This is a genomic window from Novibacillus thermophilus, from assembly GCF_002005165.1.
GTDB lineage: Bacteria > Bacillota > Bacilli > Thermoactinomycetales > Novibacillaceae > Novibacillus > Novibacillus thermophilus.
On the sequence record NZ_CP019699.1, the window covers coordinates 2025453 to 2049783 of the forward strand.

At 48.4% G+C, this 24331-nt stretch carries 17 protein-coding genes and 2 CRISPR repeat arrays; of the genes, 16 read left to right on the top strand and 1 reads right to left on the bottom strand.

Annotated elements, in window-relative coordinates; all coding sequences use genetic code 11:
- Window positions 1–13: 13 nt before the first annotated feature.
- Complete coding sequence (locus B0W44_RS10095; RefSeq protein ID WP_077719930.1) at window positions 14–1054, bottom strand: LLM class flavin-dependent oxidoreductase; 1041 nt, start codon at window positions 1052–1054, stop codon at window positions 14–16.
- A gap of 315 nt (window positions 1055–1369) precedes the next feature.
- Window positions 1370–3543: a CRISPR direct-repeat array (repeat unit 30 nt; unit sequence GTTTGTAGCTTACCTATAAGGAATGGAAAC).
- 215 nt (window positions 3544–3758) lie between these two features.
- Here B0W44_RS10095 and cas6 point away from each other — a divergent pair.
- The 16 genes from cas6 (at window position 3759) to B0W44_RS10175 (ending at window position 24276) form a co-directional block, all read left to right on the top strand.
- Window positions 3759–4532 carry a CRISPR-associated endoribonuclease Cas6 gene (gene cas6 / locus B0W44_RS10100; RefSeq protein ID WP_077719931.1) on the top strand — a complete coding sequence of 258 codons (774 nt, stop codon included), beginning with the start codon at window positions 3759–3761 and terminating at the stop codon, window positions 4530–4532.
- Complete coding sequence (locus tag B0W44_RS10105) at window positions 4522–6621, top strand: TM1802 family CRISPR-associated protein (protein WP_077719932.1); 2100 nt, start codon at window positions 4522–4524, stop codon at window positions 6619–6621. Before cas6 ends, B0W44_RS10105 begins: the two co-directional genes overlap by 11 nt.
- Window positions 6622–6640: 19 nt before the next feature.
- Window positions 6641–7603: a CRISPR-associated protein gene (locus B0W44_RS10110; RefSeq protein ID WP_179947347.1), complete on the top strand. Its 963-nt coding sequence runs from the start codon at window positions 6641–6643 to the stop codon at window positions 7601–7603.
- 15 nt (window positions 7604–7618) lie between these two features.
- Window positions 7619–8332 (top strand): CRISPR-associated protein Cas5, encoded by a 714-nt coding sequence (cas5, locus tag B0W44_RS10115; protein WP_228440960.1) that lies wholly within the window; start codon window positions 7619–7621, stop codon window positions 8330–8332.
- Window positions 8326–10746, top strand: coding sequence for a CRISPR-associated helicase/endonuclease Cas3 (locus B0W44_RS10120; RefSeq protein WP_077719933.1), 2421 nt, complete (start codon window positions 8326–8328; stop codon window positions 10744–10746). Before cas5 ends, B0W44_RS10120 begins: the two co-directional genes overlap by 7 nt.
- A 40-nt stretch (window positions 10747–10786) precedes the next feature.
- Window positions 10787–11290 (top strand): CRISPR-associated protein Cas4, encoded by a 504-nt coding sequence (cas4, locus tag B0W44_RS10125; protein ID WP_077719934.1) that lies wholly within the window; start codon window positions 10787–10789, stop codon window positions 11288–11290.
- Window positions 11291–11321: 31 nt separating this feature from the next.
- Entirely contained in the window at window positions 11322–12314 is a 993-nt protein-coding gene (gene cas1b, locus B0W44_RS10130) for a type I-B CRISPR-associated endonuclease Cas1b (RefSeq protein WP_077719935.1), read from the top strand.
- 55 nt (window positions 12315–12369) lie between these two features.
- Window positions 12370–12633, top strand: coding sequence for a CRISPR-associated endonuclease Cas2 (gene cas2 / locus B0W44_RS10135; protein ID WP_077719936.1), 264 nt, complete (start codon window positions 12370–12372; stop codon window positions 12631–12633).
- Between the two features lie 208 nt (window positions 12634–12841).
- Window positions 12842–15344: direct repeats of the CRISPR family, unit length 30 nt; unit sequence GTTTGTAGCTTACCTATGAGGAATGGAAAC.
- A gap of 430 nt (window positions 15345–15774) precedes the next feature.
- On the top strand, window positions 15775–16998 hold the full coding sequence (locus tag B0W44_RS10140; protein WP_077719937.1) for a hypothetical protein: 1224 nt from the start codon (window positions 15775–15777) through the stop codon (window positions 16996–16998).
- Window positions 16999–17023: 25 nt separating this feature from the next.
- The gene (gene cmr1 / locus B0W44_RS10145) at window positions 17024–17980 is read left to right on the top strand and encodes a type III-B CRISPR module RAMP protein Cmr1 (protein ID WP_077719938.1); all 957 of its coding nucleotides are present in this window, start codon (window positions 17024–17026) and stop codon (window positions 17978–17980) included.
- Window positions 17977–19713 carry a type III-B CRISPR-associated protein Cas10/Cmr2 gene (gene cas10 / locus B0W44_RS10150; RefSeq protein WP_077719939.1) on the top strand — a complete coding sequence of 579 codons (1737 nt, stop codon included), beginning with the start codon at window positions 17977–17979 and terminating at the stop codon, window positions 19711–19713. Before cmr1 ends, cas10 begins: the two co-directional genes overlap by 4 nt.
- Window positions 19685–20827: a type III-B CRISPR module-associated protein Cmr3 gene (cmr3, locus tag B0W44_RS10155; RefSeq protein WP_169835523.1), complete on the top strand. Its 1143-nt coding sequence runs from the start codon at window positions 19685–19687 to the stop codon at window positions 20825–20827. Before cas10 ends, cmr3 begins: the two co-directional genes overlap by 29 nt.
- A 29-nt stretch (window positions 20828–20856) precedes the next feature.
- Complete coding sequence (gene cmr4, locus B0W44_RS10160; RefSeq protein WP_077719941.1) at window positions 20857–21762, top strand: type III-B CRISPR module RAMP protein Cmr4; 906 nt, start codon at window positions 20857–20859, stop codon at window positions 21760–21762.
- A gap of 15 nt (window positions 21763–21777) precedes the next feature.
- Window positions 21778–22206, top strand: a complete 429-nt coding sequence (gene cmr5 / locus B0W44_RS10165; protein WP_228440963.1) for a type III-B CRISPR module-associated protein Cmr5 — start codon at window positions 21778–21780, stop codon at window positions 22204–22206.
- Between the two features lie 7 nt (window positions 22207–22213).
- Entirely contained in the window at window positions 22214–23422 is a 1209-nt protein-coding gene (gene cmr6 / locus B0W44_RS10170) for a type III-B CRISPR module RAMP protein Cmr6 (RefSeq protein ID WP_077719942.1), read from the top strand.
- 263 nt (window positions 23423–23685) lie between these two features.
- Window positions 23686–24276, top strand: coding sequence for a DUF4352 domain-containing protein (locus B0W44_RS10175; protein WP_077719943.1), 591 nt, complete (start codon window positions 23686–23688; stop codon window positions 24274–24276).
- Window positions 24277–24331: the final 55 nt, after the last annotated feature.

The window sequence follows — 24331 nt, forward strand, 5'->3', positions numbered from 1 at the left end:
AAGGAGCCCCTGCTTAAGAGGAGGCTCCTTTTTGCGTGAGTTCCCGCTTAACCACCGGTGCCACTTCAGTACCTAACAGTTCGATGGCCCGCAACACCTTTTTGTGCGGCAGCGTCCCGACGGTCAGCTGTAAAAGAAAACGGTCGTGACCGAAAATCTCATGTTGGAAAAGGATTTTTTCAATCACGTCCTGGGGACTGCCGACGAAGTCAGCCCCCCGCAGCGAGCGGGAAAACTCGAACTGTTCACGCGTCATGGGGGCCCAGCCCCGCTCTCGCCCGATGCGGTCCATCATCATTTTAAACGCGGGAAACGCGGTGTCCGCTGCCTTTTGCGACGTCTCGGCAATAAAGCCGTGGGAGTTGATGCTGAGACGCGGCGTTTTATGTCCTGCTTCCCGGGCGGCCTCCCGATGAAACTGGACGAACGGGGCGAACCGTTCCGGCATCCCGCCGATAATCCCCAACGCCATCGGTAGGCCGAACTTGCCGGCGCGTATGGCGGACTCGGGTGTGCCGCCGACAGCGACCCAGACAGGCAGCGGGCGTTCAGGCCGGGGGTAAACGCCGCGGTCGTCCAGCGGCGGACGGTGTTTTCCTTTCCACGTGATACGCTCAGATTCGCGCAACTTTAGGAGCAGCTGAAGTTTCTCCTCGAACAGGTCGTTGTAGTCGTTCAGATCGTAGCCAAACAGGGGAAAAGACTCGATGAACGAGCCGCGCCCGACCATAATCTCGGCCCGCCCCTGGGAGATAAGGTCCAAAGTGGCAAACTGCTGAAAGACTCGGACCGGATCGTCAGAGCTGAGGACCGTCACCGCACTCGTCAACCGGATCTGCTTCGTCCGTTCGGCTGCAGCGGCCAACACAATGGCCGGAGCAGAAACGGTATAATCGGGCCGGTGATGCTCCCCGACGCCGAACACGTCCAGACCGACTTGGTCGGCGAGTTCGATTTCTTCCAGCAAGCGCCGCAGCCGCTCGCCTGGACTGATGAGTTGCCCCGTTTCCGGATCAGTGGTGCGCTCTCCAAAAGTGTAAATACCGATTTCCAACGGGTGATGCCTCCTTGTCTATCGCAACCGCTATACCTCGATAATGCGCGGATACCGCGAGTTACGCGTTGGCACTAAATGTATCCGTCTTGTCGCGGTTTGTCAAGGGCGGGGTGTGGGACAAATATGTCGTCGATCAGGAGTCGCGCCAAAACCCTGGGGGATCGACGACATCGTTTTCGGCATCAACAACCCGTACGATTACGCTTTGTACCAAGGCTTTACTAGTATTAAGTACAGAAAATACTTCCAATGATGCTTTAAAACCGCTACAATGAATATAGGGAATTAATGTTTTTTAAAGGGAAAAAATGGGTTTGTAGCTTACCTATAAGGAATGGAAACCTTTCCCAAGTCAATAGACGCCGGGTGGTTAGACGGCAGTTTGTAGCTTACCTATAAGGAATGGAAACATTCAATTCTGGAATGATACCCAAGTAAGTATTATACCAGTTTGTAGCTTACCTATAAGGAATGGAAACAGGCCACGGTTTTTTTTCCTTATGTGCTTTCCTTGCGTTTGTAGCTTACCTATAAGGAATGGAAACACGTGTAATTACATGTAATGTATAATAAAGATAACGTTTGTAGCTTACCTATAAGGAATGGAAACAAAACTGCGTCAAATTTCCTTGCGAATCAAAATCAACAGTTTGTAGCTTACCTATAAGGAATGGAAACAAATAAAATTCAAGTTTAAACATCTTCATCATCCTTTCGTTTGTAGCTTACCTATAAGGAATGGAAACACACAAAAAAAGGGAGGGGCGAACCCTCCCTACCTTTGTTTGTAGCTTACCTATAAGGAATGGAAACAGTTCTCCCGCATGATGTTTGAACGGCTCAAACATAGTTTGTAGCTTACCTATAAGGAATGGAAACTGGTATAGTCGAAATATGGATGGCCGGGGAACAATCGTTTGTAGCTTACCTATAAGGAATGGAAACTGCGAAAGTTGATGAGCGAACACAACATCCCGATCAGGTTTGTAGCTTACCTATAAGGAATGGAAACGGAACACCTGTAGATGGCGTGATCAGCCGTCCGTCGTTTGTAGCTTACCTATAAGGAATGGAAACCACCAAAAGCGCAAGAAGCATAATCGTTTCGGCCATGTTTGTAGCTTACCTATAAGGAATGGAAACTCCGTGGCCGGAAGCCGCAAGCCTTGCAGCCCCAGCGTTTGTAGCTTACCTATAAGGAATGGAAACAAGAAGTGGAGCGGGAAGCGACCCCGACGCTGACGGGAGGTTTGTAGCTTACCTATAAGGAATGGAAACATGATTGGCATAAAGCACAAAAAGATAAAGGCGTAACGTTTGTAGCTTACCTATAAGGAATGGAAACTGGTTTCTCCCCATATCCGCTTACGTTCGGCGTATGCTCGTTTGTAGCTTACCTATAAGGAATGGAAACCACAAAAAGAAAAAGAAGTCAGTTAGGAGGGGAGGACAGTTTGTAGCTTACCTATAAGGAATGGAAACACCCGTAAATCCCGTCATGAAAACATCCAACACAATGTGTTTGTAGCTTACCTATAAGGAATGGAAACGGCGTATATGGATAAAAATAAAGTGAATCACGAACGTTTGTAGCTTACCTATAAGGAATGGAAACCCTCATCGCGGCAACAGCGGTCATGGTTCCGATTGTCGTGTTTGTAGCTTACCTATAAGGAATGGAAACTCCGTCCCGTCCCGCTTGGATATGCAGGACAGCGGACGTTTGTAGCTTGCCTATAAGGAATGGAAACGGAACACCTGTAGATGGCGTGATCAGCCGTCCGTCGTTTGTAGCTTACCTATAAGGAATGGAAACACTCATTTGCTGGGTGATGGCCAACCGGGTAGGGCATGAGTTTGTAGCTTACCTATAAGGAATGGAAACCCGCCCCCGCCTCGACTACACGGTCGAAGCGGTTGCGGAGTTTGTAGCTTACCTATAAGGAATGGAAACTAACGGTATTCCCCTCGCATCACTGCGATAAAGGATGGTTTGTAGCTTACCTATAAGGAATGGAAACACTTCCAAAAACCCTACCCACGCTATTTCCTCGCGCGGGTTTGTAGCTTACCTATAAGGAATGGAAACTTTGGTCTCGCCATTTCCTCTCACCCCTCGTATTCGTTTGTAGCTTACCTATAAGGAATGGAAACCTAAATACCGAGAAAACACGTTATACGGAAGCTTGGGTTTGTAGCTTACCTATAAGGAATGGAAACCACCCTGCTTGACTTCAAATACCGTTGCGACAAACGTTTGTAGCTTACCTATAAGGAATGGAAACGTAACGTTTCTTCGCCGATAACGATAAGGTCGTCGAGTTTGTAGTTTACCTATAAGGAATGGAAACCGTGACGAGGACAATGTCCGTCTGCAAGGAACGTCCGTTTGTAGAATACCTATAAGGAATGGAAACGTCATAAAAGACATCTTTATATCCCATGCCGTTCAGATAGTTTGTAGCTTACCTATAAGGATTAAGCGCCCTCTTGACGCACTCGCGGCGTGAGGGTGTATTTTTTACAGAGCGGGTGCGTTCAATGTATTTCAAAAAATGCTCGCCGAACTGATGTTTGATGACCGAATTTGACAGGTTGTATCTAGTAAAATGAAAAAAGTATAAAAAAGGACTTTGGACCTAAGTGGCGAATAATAAATATATCTTCTAAGTTATTCCAATTGATAAAAGGAGTAGATTGTGTGCTTCTTAAAATGACGCTCCAATCTGAGAAACCTTCCTTCCGACTGCCGATTCATTACAATTATTTAATTCAGGCGGCACTGTATGATTTATTAGATCCGGATTTCGCCCAATTTTTGCATGACCGTGGATATAGACACGGCAAGCGCAGCTTTCGACTGTTTACGTTTTCCCAGTTACAGGGCAAGTACCGAATCCTGAAGGATACGAAACAGATCCGTTTTTTCGGACAGGTCTCGCTTTCCGTTCATTCCCCCCTTGCCCCGTTTTGTCAGTCGGTCATGAATGCCATTGTGCGAGAAGATGGTATCCGCATTGGACAAGCCCATTTGAACGTCGTTCACATCGAATGCGAAGAACCGCAGGTTACGGATAAGACCATTTATGTCAAAACCCTTTCACCTGTTACTGTTTACAGTACGATGTACCGTCCGGACGGGCGAAAGTTTACCCATTACTTTCAGCCGCGTGACCCGGATTTTGCCGAGCTGATCCAGAAAAATCTGCTGAAAAAGTTCGACCTGGTCTATCAAACGGTCCCGACATCGGTCCGTTTCGACATAGAACCTATCGGCAAAAGCAGGGAACGGGTGATGATGTATAAAGGCATTGTCATCAAGGGACATACCGGCACGTTCAAACTGTCGGCCGATGACAAAAGGCTTTTGTCCCTCGCCTTGGATGCGGGAATTGGGATTAAGGGAAGTCAAGGGTTTGGGTGTATAGAGTGCCTTCGACCTTTGAAAGGAGGTGAGATGAGTCATGCTCGTTGAAAGTTTGGTCCGCTTGGGAAAACCGTTTATAACAGGTGGTTTGGCGCCTGCCAAAATTCTCGAACTCGTATCGGATATTCGCGATCCGGCGGCCCGTAACTTTTTGTCAAAGGTCATTATGGTGGAGATCGACGGTGACACTGGGGAGATGGCTGTGAACTGGAGACGGTGCGGCATTTTCGTCCCCGACAGTAAAGGGAAAAACGACATCTTTCAGCCTGACGTACAACAAGCTGCCGCGACCCCGTTTGTTTTACCCAGTGGAGGAAACCCGCTGAAGCCGCAAGGAAAGTACGGGGTTCCGGTTTATCCCGTTTACGAAAAGCACGTCCTCCATTTTCAGGAAGACGCTGCCCACGTGTTTACCTTTTTGACGGCGAGAATGGAACGCACATTTTCCTTTGAGATGGAGGCAGAAGACGTAGAACGGATCGTGCCGAAGCTGCAGTCAGTCATCGGTACAATCGAAGTGGCACCTCGTGAGAAGTGGTACGGTCTTCTTGTCTTTCTGCCGGTGACGGAAGCGGGCATTTTCCGCTATGAACCGGAAACATACCGTCCAAAAGAAGGTTACGAAGTGGACGTAGGCGGAAGTCAACTGCGTCCGTCTCGGAAAATCGTTGCCGACTTGAGCCAGATTGTGGAGCGCTTCTGGGAGTCGAAAATCGCAGAGGGAGAGGAAAAGGGGCGTCTCCAGGGAGATGGAGCGGTGTGCTCCTGCTGTAGCGCCACGGGTGACGTACTGTCCGTCTATTCTAAAGCGTGGAGTTGGTATACGACGACGTGGCCGGGGCCTCTCTCCATTTTCCTGAAAGAGAATGAACTGGTCAACGGGGTCGCCCTCTGTCCCGACTGTTATAAGGCGCTCACGTTCGGCAGCAATTTATTCAACCGTTTGACGACGACGTTGCCGATGTGGCTGACGAAAGAAATGTTCGCACCCGTAGATAATGCCAGTTCACGGGAGCACCGCAGCGAAGCCGAAGACATTTTCGGCGGCGTTATGGCTCTACCTGTACTGGACCCGTCAGAACAGAGGGAGGAGGACCGGGCCGAGTATGTTGAGAGCCTCATGCACATGGCCGAAGGTGTTACGGAGAAAAAAGGGGCCGGGGCGTTGCATCTGGACACGATTACGGGGATTGAGCAGGAACTCCCGATGCACATTGCCGGAGAAGACATGTACCGATTGACGATGCTTTACTTTTCGGGTGATCCGAGCCGGGGAGATATCCACTTAAGGGCGTCCATCGAGGATGTTTTGCCGTCGGCGGCCCAGGAGCTGACCGACATGATTCACGATCTGTTCGACGATTCGTACGCTTTGCAAGGACAGTTATTCAAAGAGCCGTTACACGAGCGGGCGTCGCGCCCTTACCGTTCCCTGCCGGCGATGCTGTCAAAGGCGTACGGCATGACGCGGATGTGGAGCTCTCTCGCTCAAACGCTGCACCGGAAATCCCTTCCCCGTGACTTGTTCGTCAGACATGCCGCCCTTAGGATGCAAGATTTGTCACGGAAAGTGGAAGACAAGTATTATTTGTTACAACACGAAGTGTTCTTCTACCTGTACTATGACCAATTTTTACATCACTACCGCCAGTGGATTGGCGAGGAAGGAGGAGATTGCGTGACACCTTGGCAAGATCTGTTGCGTTTGCTCGATGCGCGAGCGTACCGGGATATTGACATCGACGGTGTAGCGGACCTCGGATTTGCTGCCGGGTATTTGGTGCGCCGATTTTCCCGCTTGTACTACCACCATACAGATCAGAAACAGTTCTTACGGGACCGCGTCATTACGTTCGGCAGCAAGCTCGGGCCTGACACCATCGTCGAATACGCATTAAAGCGGATGATTGAATACGCGTTCAAGCTGAAGTTTGACGGGGCTTTCGCGAAAGATGAAGAACTGCTGGGCTTGATCCTGGCCGAATACCAGAGGCAAACAGACGATGTCCGCCGGCAGAAGGACGAGTTTATGACGAGTTTTTGGGCTGGATACTGTTTAAACCGAGGAAAAGGAAAGTCAGAAGAAGACGACTCGTCAACTCGCGAAAATGAAGAAGCGCAACTGATGAGCGAATAGATAAGGAGGAGTCCGTATCATGTCGAACGGGGTGTACAGTGGCGAAATTTTGTTCGTGAAAAGTGTCAAAGACGGCATTCCGAACCGCGATCCTTTAAATGAAAGTGACGCACGACGCATCTTTGGTGAAGAGGACGGGAGAATTTCACTGTCCGATGTGAGTGTCAAACGGGATGTGCGGGACTACGTCCTCGCCCGTTACCCAGACGGTGGGGAGAACCGCGACCGGTTCATTTTCGTGCGGGAAGAAAAAAACGAAAAGGGCAAGTTACTGGGCCGGGGCAGTCTGGCGAAACAGATCGCTGAACAAGTGGGATACAAAGAGAAAAACATGGAGGCCCTTTTGAAACAGGCTGCCTTCGATGTCAGGGCGTTCGGAGCTGTGTACAGTGTCTCAAAGGAATCCTTCAAATTGACCGGTCCCGTCCAATTCGGCTGGGCCCATTCTCTCCATCCAGTTGAAACGAAGTACGTGCAGGGCACGGTTGTCATGCCGAGCAAAGATATTAAAGTAGAGGATGGGGTGGAGCAGGGGAAAGGGCAGGGGACGATTTGGACGACGTACACACTGCCCTTTGCGGTGTTCGCCATGCCAGGGGTCATCAATGCGTCCATTGCCGAAGAGAGCGGGATGACCGCAGAAGATGTCGACTTGCTGTTGGAGAGTTTGTGGCGGGGCACTCAGCACCGGCAGGCCCGAGGGCGGGGAACGCAACAACCGCTGTTCCTGTTGCACGTAGAGTATCGCGATCCGTTTTTCCGCATCGGGTATTTGGAAGACCGCATCACGCTTTATCCGGAACGCGAAGCATGGATCACCGGCGAGAAGCCGACTTCCCTCTCGGACGTCACGCTGGATGTGGCGGCCCTCGGAGAACTGATAGCAGAGTACAGCGACCGCATTCACCGGGCCCGGCTGTGGGTTCATCATTCGTTGAACGTGCAAGGTGACGTGAAGGCAGAGGTTCAACCGCTGTGGTAAACAGGACAAGCGGGGGTGATCGACGTGCAGGTACTCGTGTTTGACCTGAAGGCGCCTCTCGCCCATTTCCGCCGTCCCGACACGACGGCGACCCATGTGACGTACCCGTTCATTACAAGGACCGCGCTGCGTGGATTGATCGGCTCCATCCTCGGCATGGACGAATTCCACGGTGAGGCATGGACAGGGGTGCAGCTCTGTTCGCCGGTGAGGACTGTTTCACAGGAGCTGTCTCTGTTAGGAAAAAAGTTTCTCGGCGGGAGCGGAGATACATTCAACCGCCCGACTGCCATCGAGCTTGTCGTGAAACCGCATTATCGCATTTACTATGCGGGCGAACATATGAGTGCATTGTCGGAGCGGATCAAAAACAGGAGAAGCCACTACCACACGTACTTGGGCAGTGCGTTTGCGTTGACGGTTCCCGAATACGTCGGGTTGAAGAATGTGGAGCCGCTCCCACTCTCCGATGAGCTGGGGGAACTGCGTGCGATCACGGTTGTTCCGGCGCATATCATTGAACAGCTGGGAGTGGTAGCTGGTGTCCAATACGGCCGGGCCGGAGGGATTCATTACGAACATCTCGGAAACAGGCGTTTTCGCGGCGGAATGCACTTCATATACGAAGTGAGCGGTCAAGCCATTCATTTCACACCTAAGGCGTCCCCTGTTCAACCTCCTGTGCAATTGGCGCGTTTGGACAATGACGAGGTGGTCTGTTTATGGTAATAAGACTTGAGGATTGTATCGCCCGCCCCCCGGAAGGCGGCAGAACCTTCCCCCTGTCCGACCATTTGTTCACGGTCGGGCAGAGGATAGGGGCTCCAGAAGGCGAATGGGCGGAGCGCCTCGCTTTTCTCGCCGGATTGTTGCACGATGCTGGGAAAGCGCGTCTCTCATGGCAGCAGTACATTCGTTCCCGCGACCCTGACAAAGGGAGCGTTCCGCACGCAGTGTACGGCGCGGTGTTGTTCGCCTACTGTGCCGACTATCTGTCTCGTCGCCTGCCGTTATCGGCTGATGCCGCATCTCATTATCAGTGGAGTGTTATGCGATGGGTGCGGGACATTATGGACCATCACGGGCCGTTGAAAGATATCGACGAGACGTCCCTGCCGTGGGAAGGGCACTTTTTTGCAGAAGACTTGGGCGAGATGGATTTGGCCGGATTACAACGTTTTCTCCAAACACATTTTACAGAGTTGGACGATCTCGAATTTTCCGTTCAACACGTTAAAACGTGGCAAAAAGGGTTTAGACGCACGTGGCGGACGTGGTACCGGACCCACGTGCGCCGACATGCCAAAAGGGAGACAGCAGCCGATCGGTGCGTTCGCACATCCACTGCCCGACTGATTGAAGCCGACCGTTTTGATGCGGCACTGCTGGAAAAACGGGAAATGTCCCGGTCTGAAGCGCTCAAAGCCCTCGACCAATTGAACGAGTACGTCACACACAGGGCGGTCTCGGCATCTCCTGCGCAAACAGACGTGTCGACATTGCGGCAAACGTATCAAGATGTAGCTGTCAACCAGTTCAAAAAACACGCAAGCGAACGGTTTTTCACGCTGAGTCTCCCAACGGGCATGGGAAAAACGATGACCGCGTTAAAAGTGGCGCTGACCGCTTGTGTGGAGTTGGACAAACAGAGAATCGTGTACGTAGCGCCGTACCTTTCCATCTTGTCCCAAGCCACTGCAGAACTGCGCCGTGCGACAGGATTGGAAGTCCATCAACACCACTCGCTGACGTGGTCCGAACACCGCGAGTGGGATGAAAAGGACATTCTCCTGCTCGAATCGTGGCAAGCGCCCATCGTCACGACGACGTTCAATCAACTTTTTCGCGGCTTATTTCCCTCGCGCGCTCAGGAGACATTGCGTTTGGCAGGGTTGCGGCGGGCTGTTCTGCTATTGGACGAGCCGCAGATCATAAGGGAGGCGGCGTGGTTTCCCTTTCTCAAAATGCTGGAAGCCGCGGCTTGCCAACTTGACATGCAGGTCCTGTTTATATCTGCGACGATGCCGCCCCTCAACGCCATCTCTTGCCGACCGACACCGCTCGTGGAGGAACATGTGGTGTACGCGCCGCGTTACGACGTGCTCCATCACGGGACACCGTGTGCCGAGGCTGACGTGGCCGATAGGGTGGTCAACCGTGTAACGAAAGACCGACAAGTGGCGGTGGTCCTGAACACGGTAGAAGATTCCTCCCGCGTCTATCGTGAAGTGAAAAATCGGTTGGCACTAGATGAATGTGAGGCTGAAGTCATCCATCTCAATGGGGCGATGACCCCTTTGCACAAACACGTACAGATTCAAAGGGTGAAAAAACGTTTGGCAGATGACAGTGACAATCGTTTGTTGGTCGTATCTACACAAATGATAGAGGCCGGTGTCGACATCAGTTTTCGCGCCGTTTACCGCGCCCTTTCCATCTTTCCTTCCCTCGTTCAGGCCGCCGGGCGCATTAACCGGCACGGGCAAGGGGACAGAGGGGAACTCATCGTGTTTCCCTTTTTGCGAAACGGCGAGAAAGACACGCGAAGATCGGTTTACAGGGAACGGCTTTTTCGTGAAGAAACGGATAAGTCGCTGGACCTTCAAAAACGTTGGGCAGAGCACGAATTCATTCGGGAAGTGGACCGCTATTACGCGCGAGTTTTTCAACGTATGCAAGCAGAAGCCAGTCTCAAGAGAGTGTCGGACGCAGCGAGGGGAAACTGGACAGAATTGGCGCAGCTCACCCCGTTTGAAGAGGACGGGCAGCGCGTGTCTGTCTTTGTGCCGTGGGGCGAGTCGTTTCTGCACACAGATGAAGCCTTGCTATCTGAGGAAGAAAAGGCTGTTCAAAAAGGAATACAGCGTTTAATGGAGCAGTTTGCGATTCAATCAGTCGAGGCCATTTATGAGCGGTACCTCGACAGCGCGTGGATGACCCAACTGACATTTGTCGAGCGCAAACAGTTTATGGGTCTGATGCAACAGTTTATCGTGCCGATCCACTATAAGACGGCCGCGGGAGTCGTGGCCAACCTGCGGGACGATCCGACCATTAAGCGGATCACGTCGCTTGAGGAGTATTCCGATGAGAGTGGATTGGCTCACCATATTGGGAACGAGGAGGACGGTATCCTTTGGTGACAGGATGCCAAGCGACTGACGCGACGGGAGGCTGGGGAAATTGGAGCAACTCGAATCTGTCAGCGGAACGCTTATCTGGTACTACTACATTTGCCCACGAGAAGTGTGGCTGATGGCCCGCCAGGTGACACCGGATGAAGATGATCCGAATATCGAGATTGGACGTTTTATTCAAGAGCAGCGTTACCCTAGGGAGAAAAAGGAGATGGCCGTCGGCAACAGTAAAATAGACGTGGTCAAACGGAAAAACGGCACGGTGATCGTCAGCGAAGTGAAAAAAAGTTCACGTTATATGGAAAGCTCCCGGATGCAGCTGTTATTATACTTGAAACAGCTGCGCGAACACGGTATTGACGCCCGTGGCGAGCTTTTGTTTCCAGAAGAGCGGAAGAAGGTCGAGGTCAACTTAACAGATGATGCCTTGCAAGAAGTGCAGGAAGTCGAAACAACGATCCTCGCCTTGGCGAATGCCGCGACGCCTCCACCGCCGAAGAAAATTCCTTTTTGTCGTCAGTGTGGATACCGTGAATACTGCTGGTCGTGATGCGGGAACAGTCTGCTGGGAGGAAAACAGAGTGAAAAAGAGCCTATACGTTTTCAACAACGGCGAGTTCAGAAGAAAAGACAACACCCTTTACTTTGAAAGTGAAAAGGGGCGAAAGTACGTACCGGTCGAAGATACGAAGGAAATTTACATTTTCGGTGAAGTGGAGCTAAACAAAAAGTTTTTGGATTTCTGTTCCCAGAAGGAAATTTTGTTGCATTTTTTTAATTACCACGGTTACTACACCGGCTCGTTTTATCCGAGAGAGCATCTCAATGCGGGCTTTGTCACCGTGCAGCAGGTCAAATATTATATTGATGAACGAAAAAGACTGTCATTGGCAGGGCACTTCGTCACAGGAGCGGCGAAAAACATGCTGCAAGTCCTCCGCTATTACCTTAACCGGGGGAAAGATGTGGCGGCTATCAAAGAACGGGTGGCATCATTGTTAAACAAAGTCGGTTCTTTAGGCGACATCACCCAATTGATGGCGTTGGAAGGAAATATGCGGGAACAGTACTATCAAGCGTTCGATTCCATCCTGCAAAATGAGCAGTTCCGGTTTGAGTCCAGGACGAAGCGGCCGCCGAAAAATCACCTCAACACCCTCATCAGTTTCGGGAATTCAGTCTTGTATACGATGATATTAAGTGAGATTTATAAAACACACCTCGACCCCCGCATCGGGTACTTACATACGACGAACTTTCGCCGTTTTACGTTAAATCTCGATGTGGCCGAAATATTTAAACCGATCATCATGGACCGTCTCATTTTTACTCTCATCGGCAAAAAAATGATCACCCCCAAACACTTTGAGCGCGGTTTAAACGGCGTCATGTTAAAGGAGAACGGGAAGAAAGTATTTATCGCAGAACTGGACAAGCGCCTGCAAAACACGATCAAACACCGCAGCATCGGCCGCAGCGTGTCGTATCGGAGATTAATGCGCCTCGAACTGTACAAGCTGGAAAAGTTGTTCGTTGAAGGGATAGCCTATCAGCCGTTTGTCGCGCAATGGTAATAGCTACACCAGGTAGAATAGGATTCATGAACAGTGATGGAAGGTTTGGAGCGACATGTTTGTAATACTCGTATACGATGTCAATCAAAAGCGAGTTGCCAAAGTGTTGAAAAAGTGCCGCGCATATTTAACGTGGGTTCAAAATTCAGTTTTTGAAGGCGAAATTTCCAAAGCGAACTTTCATAAACTGAAGACGGAATTAAGTCGCTTGATCGACCCTGACGAAGATTCGGTCATTATTTATATTTTGAGGACGACCCGCTACTCCGAGCGCCAGATCATCGGTGTGGAAAAAGGCGGATTTGACAATTTTTTATAAAACAAAGCGCGAATGAGTGTCGTCGATCGGGAGTCGCGTCAAAAACCCCGGCGATCGACGACATACTTTTTGGAAATCAATCGCAATGCGATCATGCGTCATATCAAGGATCGAATTAATTTCTTTAAGGTCAGCACTTCCAATTACTATGCAGAAACGCTACAATAATAGCAAGGACAAAATGCTGATATTATCAGCGTTCAATGGGGTTTGTAGCTTACCTATGAGGAATGGAAACTGCCGAATAAAGGCGTAAGAAACGCGACGTTCATAGTTTGTAGCTTACCTATGAGGAATGGAAACGGGTTCTCAACTTCGCTCTGAAATTTTGACAAAGCTAAGGGTTTGTAGCTTACCTATGAGGAATGGAAACTGGACAGCACGGAAGTTTACAGCGGATGCTACGGAGTTTGTAGCTTACCTATGAGGAATGGAAACAGCTATGACAAGCTTGCGAGCGCTATGGGACTTGTCGTTTGTAGCTTACCTATGAGGAATGGAAACACGGCCGCTATAAAGCTGTCCCATCGATCAAGTAATTTCGTTTGTAGCTTACCTATGAGGAATGGAAACCTATATCTTCCCCGTCGGGACCCTCCCCGACTTTCGTTTGTAGCTTACCTATGAGGAATGGAAACTCGGCGGAATATGATATCGTGTTCCCGGTAACTGCCGGTTTGTAGCTTACCTATGAGGAATGGAAACGAGCTGTTATGTCAGACGTGTCACAATCAAGAACACGTTTGTAGCTTACCTATGAGGAATGGAAACGCCTACACTGGTATGCGAAAAGGCGAACTGTTGGCTCTGGTTTGTAGCTTACCTATGAGGAATGGAAACAACGAAAAGTGGTGATGCGAAATGACTAAACGCAAAGTTTGTAGCTTACCTATGAGGAATGGAAACATTCACCGCCTGCAGGTGCTTTTCTTACGGTTTCAGTTTGTAGCTTACCTATGAGGAATGGAAACTCATAAGCCGGGGTATCCACCCCGGAGACATCCCAGAGTTTGTAGCTTACCTATGAGGAATGGAAACATTCCGTTTCGGTGGTGAACATGCTCGCCTTTTTTAAGTTTGTAGCTTACCTATGAGGAATGGAAACTGATTTCAAGGGTGGCACATGCGATAGAGAATTGCCGGTTTGTAGCTTACCTATGAGGAATGGAAACATTGGTCAGCAACCATCGGATAAGGTGCGATTCACTTGTTTGTAGCTTACCTATGAGGAATGGAAACTCGCTATCCTCGACCCTGTTCAGTTTATCAGGGTCGGTTTGTAGCTTACCTATGAGGAATGGAAACACACCTTCCGCTGCGTGAATAGCGGAAGGCGGTAAGTTTGTAGTTTACCTATGAGGAATGGAAACACACCTTCCGCTGCGTGAATAGCGGAAGGCGGTAAGTTTGTAGCTTACCTATGAGGAATGGAAACTGAAGGATGACGACGTCGTCGTCTAGGACGACATGCGGGTTTGTAGCTTACCTATGAGGAATGGAAACCATCTTCTACTGAAACCCCGGCACTGTTCGCTATTGCGTTTGTAGCTTACCTATGAGGAATGGAAACGAAGTCATATAAGATTGATTTTTTCAAGATGTTGCTTGTTTGTAGCTTACCTATGAGGAATGGAAACCTCGATATGCGGCAGCCCTGAGTTCTAAAGAATCAGTTTGTAGCTTACCTATGAGGAATGGAAACTACGGTAAGACTCCGCTATAAAAAAGAAACCCCTCTGTTTGTAGCTTACCTATGAGGAATGGAAACCAGTTATCGCGGCGTTGTGGGCGTGGTGGAAAAACAAGTTTGTAGCTTACCTATGAGGAATGGAAACCGGATGTGACGGTTCGGCCTGCTTGACATCAGATTTGTTTGTAGCTTACCTATGAGGAATGGAAACCATTGTGACCTCGTTCCATCTTCGTTCCCCTCTTAAGTTTGTAGCTTACCTATGAGGAATGGAAACCAGCAATTCCTCACTAAACTACGGGTTAATTGCGACACGTTTGTAGCTTACCTATGAGGAATGGAAACGCGAATTTCATTTCAATTCCTCCTCCCTAGGTCTCCGTTTGTAGCTTACCTATGAGGAATGGAAACCTCGGGACAAAAGAATATTTGCTGCAGTGCAATACAGGAGTTTGTAGCTTACCTATGAGGAATGGAAACAGACGACGGGGGCCTTTCCAAAGCCAATACAAAGGTTTGTAGCTTACCTATGAGGAATGGAAACTAATGCCCATCTGTCATGTGCAGGTTCTGCAATTGCAGGTTTGTAGCTTACCTATGAGGAATGGAAACGGAGAAACAAAAGTTCAATCGTTAAATTATGTGTTGACGTTTGTAGCTTACCTATAAGGAATGGAAACTTCGGGACAAAAGAATATTTGCTGCAGTGCAATACAGGAGTTTGTAGCTTACCTATGAGGAATGGAAACCCTGCATACTTCTTTTGTAACTCTTTGCGATACTTAGTTTGTAGCTTACCTATGAGGAATGGAAACAAAGAAAAGAACACTAGAGATCATGAAACAAGCTGGAGTTTGTAGCTTACCTATGAGGAATGGAAACGGGCAACATCTAGGCATAGATTGGACTGTTTTTTTTAACGTTTGTAGCTTACCTATGAGGAATGGAAACGACGGCACAAGGCCTGTTTGCGTCGCCCAAGCCGGGTATAGTTTGTAGCTTACCTATGAGGAATGGAAACTCTGTGCCAGGCAGACGCAAGTCTTGTAGCCTTAACGCTTGTAGCCTACCAAGTGAAGGATGGAAAGTTCCTTGTGACGGAAAATACAAATAATTAACAAATTGTAGTTTTGGAAGGAAAATCATTCCTTTTTGGAGAACTTTCTTTATAAGTCTAATACCCTATAAAGGGACCTATTACCCATATTCAAAAACAATTTACACATGCTAGTTGTGAAAGGCGTGAATAAGAATGAGCGGAAATCTTTTGCTGCGGTTGTTGTAACAAAGACTATGTTTAGACAAATTAATTTGTCTACTACATGAACTTCAGGAATTAAAAATGTGCTTGAGACAAAACTGCCGCTTAATCGTAATGTAGGTTATTTGATTTGTGCCAGTAGTTAAATAGTAGATGATTTGCGGCGTCAATAAAGGATGGAGGTGTTGAGATGTATTCCCACATTGTCATGACGACTGGAGTGTCGTTGTTCGCATTTCAAAATGTGTTTGGAAAATGGACGCGGGAAAAGAATTATTTTCTGTTTAACAATGGACGCCCCAATCCACATCTGCACGAAGGGGAAACGGAAGAACAAGCAACGAGACGTTGGCTACATGACGCTCAGCTCTTACTTGCTGAAACGAGTTTAGATCCACAACGGGTAAGTGCAGAATATACGATGCTTCATGCTTTGCGTAGGCAAAATAAACTCGATAAGCAGCCGAGTGTCGACTTATTTCACAGTGCGACACTTGGGGGGAAGTTAGCAGCACAATTGCTTGCAAAGGTGTTAGAATACGAATTTCAAGCGAATGTTAAATTACACGAAATTGTGATCGATATCAATGTAGATCGCGTACAACTCAACCGACAGATTGGCGACTATATGAAGAAGCTTGGGGATGCGCTAATGTATGGCTATCCTCTCTCAACGTGTTTTGCACCAATTGGCGGGTACAAAGTGATGACCTCATTTGGATATATTGTCGGAGCATTCCACGGTTATCCGACGGCGTATGTGCATGAGGAATCTCAACAGCGGCTGCACATTATTCCTCCGATACCACTGGATATCCCCACTGCTTTTTTTGAGAAATATGCTGATTTTATCCGTCGTTTGCGTCAAGAAGACCTGATAGACTACGAAAGTTTAAACTATCATGAACGGGAAGTTGTCGATTCGTACCCTGCTTTATTCGATGTAGATGAAGGGTGTGTCTGTTTTAATCCGTTTGGAGAATTTCTGTTTAAGCGGGAGCAATACCGTGCGTCTTTAGAGACGAAGGTAATGGTATCGGACAGTGTACTCCGCTTCATGAAATCCCAACAAGCGAATAAAAAATTTATTCCCAAACAAATTGCTCTCCTAATGGAAAAGGCAAAAAAAGATTGCGACAGTGACCGGGGCGAGTTATACCACGAACGGTCTGTCGATAGTTTAAAAGGGAAAAAACTTCAGTACCATTTGTACAAAGGTGCAAGCAATGGACGTCATGGTGATGTGTTTCGAGCGGCGTGGGACTATGATAAATCCAAAGATGTATTACGTGTGAACTACGTTTGGACAGATCATGAACTTTACGAATATGAAGCATTTTCAAAAGGACGTGGTTTAATAAAGGATGAAGGGGAATTTACAGACATAACAAGTGACGTTTACAGAGAAATTTAGCTGGTCCATGTATGGAGGAGGTAAAATGGACATAAGTCAGTTAAAAAGTGCCTCAGCAGTTAAAATGGATGTGTTTTCCCTTTCCTTACTCACCCCACTCATGATGCACGGCTGGCAGAAAAAGGTTCAAGTACCCGGTAAAAGAGACCGCAGTGAAGCATTAGAAGCTGAAGTGCGCACAATGTCGGTTAAAGGGATTTTGCGTTATTGGTGGCGCACGTTGCAGAATGAAGCAGATCCTGAGCGGTTATTGTCTGACGAGATGAGGCTTTTTGGAGGCACGAGAGGAGAAGAGGCAAAACGATCTCCGCTGACGCTGCGACTGGAAAAGATGTTGACCAGTCAACATTGTGCGAGAGTACTACCGCATTCTTCGGGAAAGAAGTTCCGTTCTTTCTCGGTAAAAGAGGGGGAAACATTTAACTTAATCGTCTCAAATCTGAAAAAAGATGAAGCATATGAACAAAAACACCGTGGATATCTCACCTATATGCTCCATTTGGCCGGGTTCGGCCAACGTGCCCGACGTGGAGCGGGGGCCGTGCAATACGACGGATTTCGCTGGCAGTCCCCCGAAGATGTTCAGCAAAGTTTACGCAATGTGTTAACAGACTTAAACCATCAAGACGACTTTTCATTTCCCGACTTATCGTCTAACTGTTTGCTAAAACGGAACGGTCCGGTAAAGGCGAGACATCCCGTGCTCGTTACCGTATGGATTGGTCGGGCCCAATCGAATGCGAATGACGTGAGGACGAAAATTAGTGAAGCCGGACACAGGGCAAATGGCCAACGTGACGGCAGACAGTGGCTGGGATCGGCAAAAGCCGGACGTATGGCCTCGCCGCTGCATGCAACCGTGCGCAAAATTGGCCATCATTATGTTCCGATGATAAGCGAAGTGTCCTCTAGTCATATGGAAAAGCGCGGTTATCAAGAGGCACGGGATGCATTTTTGCGGCATTTGGGGGTGAACGTATGACGAAGAAGCAAAGTTTACTTGTCTTTAGTATCGGTCCGGTGCAGTCGTTCATTGCAGCCGCACGGAAACTGGAAGACTTGTGGAGTGGAAGTTATGTTTTGTCTTATTTGGCTGAATCAGGGATAAAACGGCTGTTTCATTTGGGGGACGAACAAGGTCTCAGTGTGGAAATGGTGTACCCGGCAGAAACGAGGGAAACGTTACAGGACAAGTGGCATGAGGATCATGTCGACATCGCCTCTATTCCGAACCGTTTTGTTGCCATTGTCGGAGGAAATCAGATAAAGACTGCGGAAATGGCACGAAACATCGCTGAAACAGTAAAGGGTGAAATGAAGAGGCTGTGTGTTGAAGCGATTGCACTCGTCTTTCCAGAGGGTGTAAACCGTGAACGAATGAATCAGGTGGCGGACGAGCAAGTAGAAAAGGCACTGGAACTGTTTTGGGCGACCGAAGAGCTTTCAGATTTGCAACAGTTTGAGAGCGCTAGAGCACAATTGGAGAAGCGACTGGCGGCCGCAAAAAATAATCGGCAGTATTCAGCCTTTTGCCAGACGGGTCTGATCTGTACGGTTTGCAGTCAGAGGGACGCACTTTGCGATGAGGAGTTTGCTGAAAATGAAACAATTGGACAAATGACGGCCAAATTGCGAACGACCTGGGAGAAACGAAATAAATCATTAAAGCAGTATACACGGGGAGAACCGGGAGAAGGACGGATTAAGGCTGGAGAATATTTATGTGCAATATGTTTAGGAAAAAGAGTTTCCCGCGAGTTTTTCCGAAAAGAAAAGAACGTGGATGGTAACACTTTCAATCGTTTTGAGTCGACGATAGACCTTGCCGGCAAGAAGTCCTATTATGCCGTGATGGCTATGGACGGAGATAACATGGGCGCTTGGTTCTCAGGAGAAAAGAAATTTCCAGGGGTGGAACAAAGCGACAGTCAGCTGGATAGCTATCGGGAAGTGAGTCGGCGGCTGGGCTTTTTCGCCAAGCGAGTTGTCCCGTCTGCAGTAAAAAAATACGACGGCCAACTTATTTATGCGGGTGGTGACGACATTCTCGCGATGGTGCCTTTATCGGGTGTGTTTGCACTCGCTCAAGAATTGCGACAGGCGTTTAGTGATCCAGAAAAGGGGCTTGGGGAGCAGGCGACGGCTTCTATGGGGATCGTCATAGCCCATCAAAAATCCCCTTTGTATAACACTTTGGACTGGGCACGGGCGATGGAAGGTGTCGCGAAACAGTACGTCCATACAGAAAGCAAAAAAGAGAAAGATGCCTTCTCCCTGGCGTACCTGGCACGCAGTGGGGAAATACGATACGTTACCCTACCATGGGTATTTGTAACCGAAGGTGGGAAGCGTTCAATGGTGTCATGCGTCCAAGAACTGGTGCAAGAGTTGGGTAGAAACATGTCGTCAACTTTTATATACAGTTTTGGACGAGCCTTTATGCCTTTGCTGGGAACAAATGATTACAGTCGAAAATTAAATATTTTTGAAAAGGACCAGGAGAAAAATGAAGGCCTCCTTCGTATGGAGTTAGAACGTCTTCTCGCCCGTGCCGAAAAGCAATCGGATCAAAAAATTGACGTTTCAAGGATGGCGGATTGTCTTACGAGTATTCATCGGGCTGTTGCGTCGACGTTACAGTTCATCCATTTTATGGAAATTACGCGCAATGTGGGAGGGATTCTGTATGGCAGCCGTGTTAATGCGGCCGGTTGACACATTTTTCTTTCGTGATAATCGTCCGTTCTCTATAGGTGAAGACAATGTCACGACAGGTCTCTTCCCACCTCGTCCGGGGACTGTCTACGGTGCATTGCGCAGTGCTTACATACACCGCTATAGTGACTTTGACACGTTTAAATCCGGTACGAATGAGATGATAAAACGTTGGATGGGGACTCCGTCCGAATACGGAGATTTTGCTTTGCGCGGTATTTTTCTGCATGATGAGGACGGAGCGGTTTTTCCCCTTCCCCTCGATTATCAGGTCGTCAAAGAAGGGGGGAGGGAAGTTGCTGTCCCCCTCGTATTAGAAAGGGAGGATGATCACTTTGCCTCAGATGCTTCTGCGTATCGCTTGTACGGCCCGAGAGACGGAAAATCAGCTTCCAGTGAAGGTGCATACGTTGATGAGCATACTTGGAAAGAAGAGTTATTCCACCGAAGTGGCATGGTAGTTCGACGAAAAGATTATTGGGTGACGGAAGAAACAAAAGTTGGTCTTGCACGCAGTGAAAGAACAAAGCAAGCGATAAACGGGATGTTCTACCAAATGTCAATGTTACGATTTAAACGTGAGAATCTGAAAAACCAAGGCCCCGGATTTCTCGTCGTATGCGAACGAGCGCCGGACTTTTCTGGTGTACCGTATGCCCTGCTAGGTGGAGAAGGACGACCTTGGGTCATTTCGAGCATCGATCGCGCTCCTTTGTTCACGGCTGAAGAAGAACGCCAGATCGCTGAACAAATTCGCGAAACGAAGGTTGCCCGTATTATTTTATTGACACCGGCATTTTGGCAATACGGTATGCGCCCAAGTGGATTTGATCCGTCATCAGGACATTTGTACATAGGGGAAGGAATTCGGGTCAGGTTGTTAACGGCAGCGATCGGCAGACCGTTGCTTGTCGGCGGGTGGGATATCGTGGCGAACCGTCCGAAACCGCGGCGTCCCGCCGTACCAGCAGGGTCAGTGCTGTATGTAGAGGTAAAACCGGAAGAGGCCCACGCATTCGTCAAGGCCGTGCATGGACGGAAGTGGAGTGACGAATCGGCACATGAAGGATACGGTTACGCTGTTTGCGGTGCATACCACCATTCCGCATCGTGAAATTGTTAACGAAGAAAGGAGCTACTCGGATGATAAATCAAGCGAAACCATTTTTCTTACATGCTATTTCTTCTATTCACCCCGGAAGTGGGAGTGAGGTCGGTGTTGTCGATTTACCTGTTCAGAGGGAACAACATACGAATTATCCTAAAATTGAGAGTTCGTCGTTGAAAGGAGCTATCCGTGCGACAGTGTCGAATGTGACCGGGGCTCTAAATGGTGACAACGAGATGAAGCGGCGAATATCTTATATATTTGGCATTGACCCCGAGGAGGTCCATCAAGAAAAAGGAAAAACGCAAGCGGGAGCTATTACGTTTGCAGATGCACGAATATTGCTCTTCCCGGTCAAGTCTTTGCGCGGTGTATTTGCATGGGTGACGTGTCCGTTCGTGTTGCAGCGTCTGAACCGTGAGATGGGCCTCTACAGTGAAAAAGATTTCCAGCTTCCAGTTCCGGAGACACCGTCAGCGGCGTCGCGTGAATTGTTCGTGATGGAAAATCGCGTGGTCCTGGAAGAATATACATTTGATGTAACGCAAAGTGAAGAAACTGCCGAAATTGCTGAAAAGTTACAAGAGATCTTGTTCCCGGGTGAAGAGTTTAAGTTAAGTGAACACCTCCTCGTACTGGATGATGATGCGTTTCGGGATTTCGTAACGTTGTCTACTGAAGTGAACGCCCGCGTCAGAATTGATAGTAAGACGGGGACCGTTTCTGGGAACGCCTTGTGGTACGAAGAAAACATCCCTCCGGAGACCGTTTTTTACAGCTTTATGTTTGCTGGCAATGTACGCGGCGAAGGGATGGATGGATTAAAGACACATGAAGATGTCATGTCCTTTATGTCGAAAGAACAAAACTTTCCGGCGGTATTTCAGCTTGGAGGGAATGCGACAATCGGCCGTGGTATGTTGCAAAGAATATGGTTATAAGGAGGGGAATAAAAGTTGACGGCTAAAGTGAATGAAAAAGGACGAATGACACGCATAGAAAATGGACGTGCAGCTTTCGCATTTGAGAAGGTCGCCCGTTTCGTAAAACATAACAGGGAAAAAAGTAAAGAATACAAGGCCTACGTGAAAAGACTCCCGTCAATCATTCAAGTAAACGGATTAGGACAAGCGTTAGCGTTTTACTATTCCAAAGATTCAACACATAGACAAATTTATCAAGATATAGCTGAGTGGATAGAGGAAGATATGAGCACACTCCTTCAGAAGTACAAAAAAGATAACGAGACAGACGAATTTATTGAAGTTCTAGTGAAAATGTCGAGTGCAGAATATCGTTTCGTGACGATGGAAGTTCTGGCGCTGCTCAACTGGATGCGCCGATTTGTAGATGGCATGGTAAAAGAAGAACTAAGGGAGGTGTAAATAGCAGATGGAATTTCATCCACGGGACACTGTGGACATCTATGAGCGCGCCAAAAATCAACCTTTTGACCACTTGTGGTATAAAGTACACTACTTCCAACAGAAAAGTTATCGTGAAAGTGAAGCTAATAAACGGTTAAAAGACTTACAAGAATCCATAACTCCGTCCAAGCGGCAAGGGGATGTTTTCGACAAAATACGGCGTCGACGTTACGAAGCACTTGCGCTCATGGGAGACACCTCTCGCGTTATGATTTTACACGGGACACCGTCCGGGAGGATGGTACACGGTCTTGGAGCGGGTCACGTCCGGGAAACGTCGATCACGCTACATGCTGTTTACGGTGTACCGTACATCCCCGGGTCCAGCATTAAAGGCATTGTGCAGCATTGGGCACTGCAAGCTTTTTTTAACGGAAAAGAGGACCGATTTAAGAAAGCTTTGGACGAGAGACAACAGGCGGCACTCGTCATGAACGACTTGTTCGGAACACAAACATCGCAAGGTATTATACAGTTCCACGATGCGTTTGTAAGAGGGAATTTTTTTCTTAAACCAGACGTTATCACCGTCCATTACGGAGATTACTATCAAGGCAATAAACCGGCGACAGACAATATGCACACTGTTCCGAATGGTTTTTATACCGTGACCGATGGTATTTTCGAGTTTATACTGACCCAATTGTATGACATTAGGGGATGCGCCTCCGGACTTGCGGCAGAGCAGTTACTGGATATCGCGGCAACGTGGCTCAGGCTGGCGTTGACTGAATTTGGAATTGGGGCAAAGACATCGTCAGGATACGGCTTTTTCCGCGAGTTGACAGACGTTACCAATGCTGTACTTAATCCTGTAAAGGAAAATTTAAAGCGGAAGGAGGCAAAAAAACAAGAAGCTTTAGCAAAAAAAAGGGAAGAAGAGGAAGAAAAACGCCGTCAGGCTTTGCTCGAGGAACGATTGAACAACATGTCAGAAGCCGAGCGTCTCGCTTATGAAATTGAACAGCTATCCGACAGTCAAGAAGATCAAGACAAAAGTAAATCGGTTCTCTATGAACAAGTGATCGCTCATGCGGAACAAGGCGAATTGACGCCTGCAAAGGCATTAAAAACATATTGGGAGCGCATCGGCTCCTGGAAAGTCAAAAAGAAGGCGCGGAGACAGTACGGCAAAGTCCAAACGATTAAAACCTATTTAGATGATGAGTCATAGACGTTATTGCTCATCGTCACTAAGGGCGTCTCATTTTAACCTGTCCTTCTATGGAATTTAGATCTACGCTTTGTAATTAGCGATAATTCCCGACACGATGGATGTCGTGGGAGACGAATCTAGATCCACACGAACTAGCGACTACCTTCATGAGAGAGAATGTGAAACTTCCTCGATTTCCCCCAAACATATATTTGCTGACCGATTCTGACAGGTTGTGTCGTGTATCATCCAGTCAGAATCTATTTTAAGGGGAGTTCATCTTGACGAAACGTATGATGATATGGTTGCAGGTGGTCGTGTTAGGCGTGTGGCTTTCGGCGTGTGGGGAATCGAGTATCGAGAAAGTGGAAGGGGACGACGCGTCATCTGGTGACACGCAGGCTGAAGCCGAGGAGACGGAAAACAGTGCCGGCGAGGAAGGGGCAGAAGACGCTGAGACGGAAGAACCGAAGACAGAAGAATACAAAGTCGGGGACACAGTCAACTTTGACGGTTTGCACATTACGCTGACGAATGTCCGCGTGTCGGAAGGCGGGGAGTTTGACGAACCCCAGAATGACAAGTTTCTGTTGGTGGAACTCGATATTGAAAACACGACGGATGAATCGGCTGCGATCTCGACGATCATGAATATGAAGTTAATGGATGCCGACAGTTATGAACAAGATCAAACGATTTTGATCGACGATGTGAAAGGCAACCTGGATGCCGAGATCAGTCCGGGGAAAAAGTTGAAAGGCGAGATTCCGTTTGACGTCGTCGATTCCGACTACTATGAGTTCATTTTTGAAGACCCGTTTGCTTCGGGACAGGCCATCTGGAAGATTGAACAAAGTGATATTCAGCAATAAACAGCATGAAGCTGATTTGCCGTTGGGCACACACCACCGCACCGCCGGGCTGTCG

Excerpts from the sequence above, each read along its gene's own strand:
- B0W44_RS10105 (WP_077719932.1), top strand. The coding sequence starts at position 4,522 with ATGCTCGTTGAAAGTTTGGTCCGCTTGGGAAAACCGTTTATAACAGGT.
- cas10 (WP_077719939.1), top strand. The coding sequence starts at position 17,977 with ATGACGAAGAAGCAAAGTTTACTTGTCTTTAGTATCGGTCCGGTGCAG.
- cas2 (WP_077719936.1), top strand. The coding sequence starts at position 12,370 with ATGTTTGTAATACTCGTATACGATGTCAATCAAAAGCGAGTTGCCAAA.
- B0W44_RS10140 (WP_077719937.1), top strand. The coding sequence starts at position 15,775 with ATGTATTCCCACATTGTCATGACGACTGGAGTGTCGTTGTTCGCATTT.
- B0W44_RS10110 (WP_179947347.1), top strand. The coding sequence starts at position 6,641 with ATGTCGAACGGGGTGTACAGTGGCGAAATTTTGTTCGTGAAAAGTGTC.
- B0W44_RS10120 (WP_077719933.1), top strand. The coding sequence starts at position 8,326 with ATGGTAATAAGACTTGAGGATTGTATCGCCCGCCCCCCGGAAGGCGGC.
- cmr1 (WP_077719938.1), top strand. The coding sequence starts at position 17,024 with ATGGACATAAGTCAGTTAAAAAGTGCCTCAGCAGTTAAAATGGATGTG.
- cmr3 (WP_169835523.1), top strand. The coding sequence starts at position 19,685 with ATGGCAGCCGTGTTAATGCGGCCGGTTGACACATTTTTCTTTCGTGAT.
- cmr6 (WP_077719942.1), top strand. The coding sequence starts at position 22,214 with ATGGAATTTCATCCACGGGACACTGTGGACATCTATGAGCGCGCCAAA.
- cmr4 (WP_077719941.1), top strand. The coding sequence starts at position 20,857 with ATGATAAATCAAGCGAAACCATTTTTCTTACATGCTATTTCTTCTATT.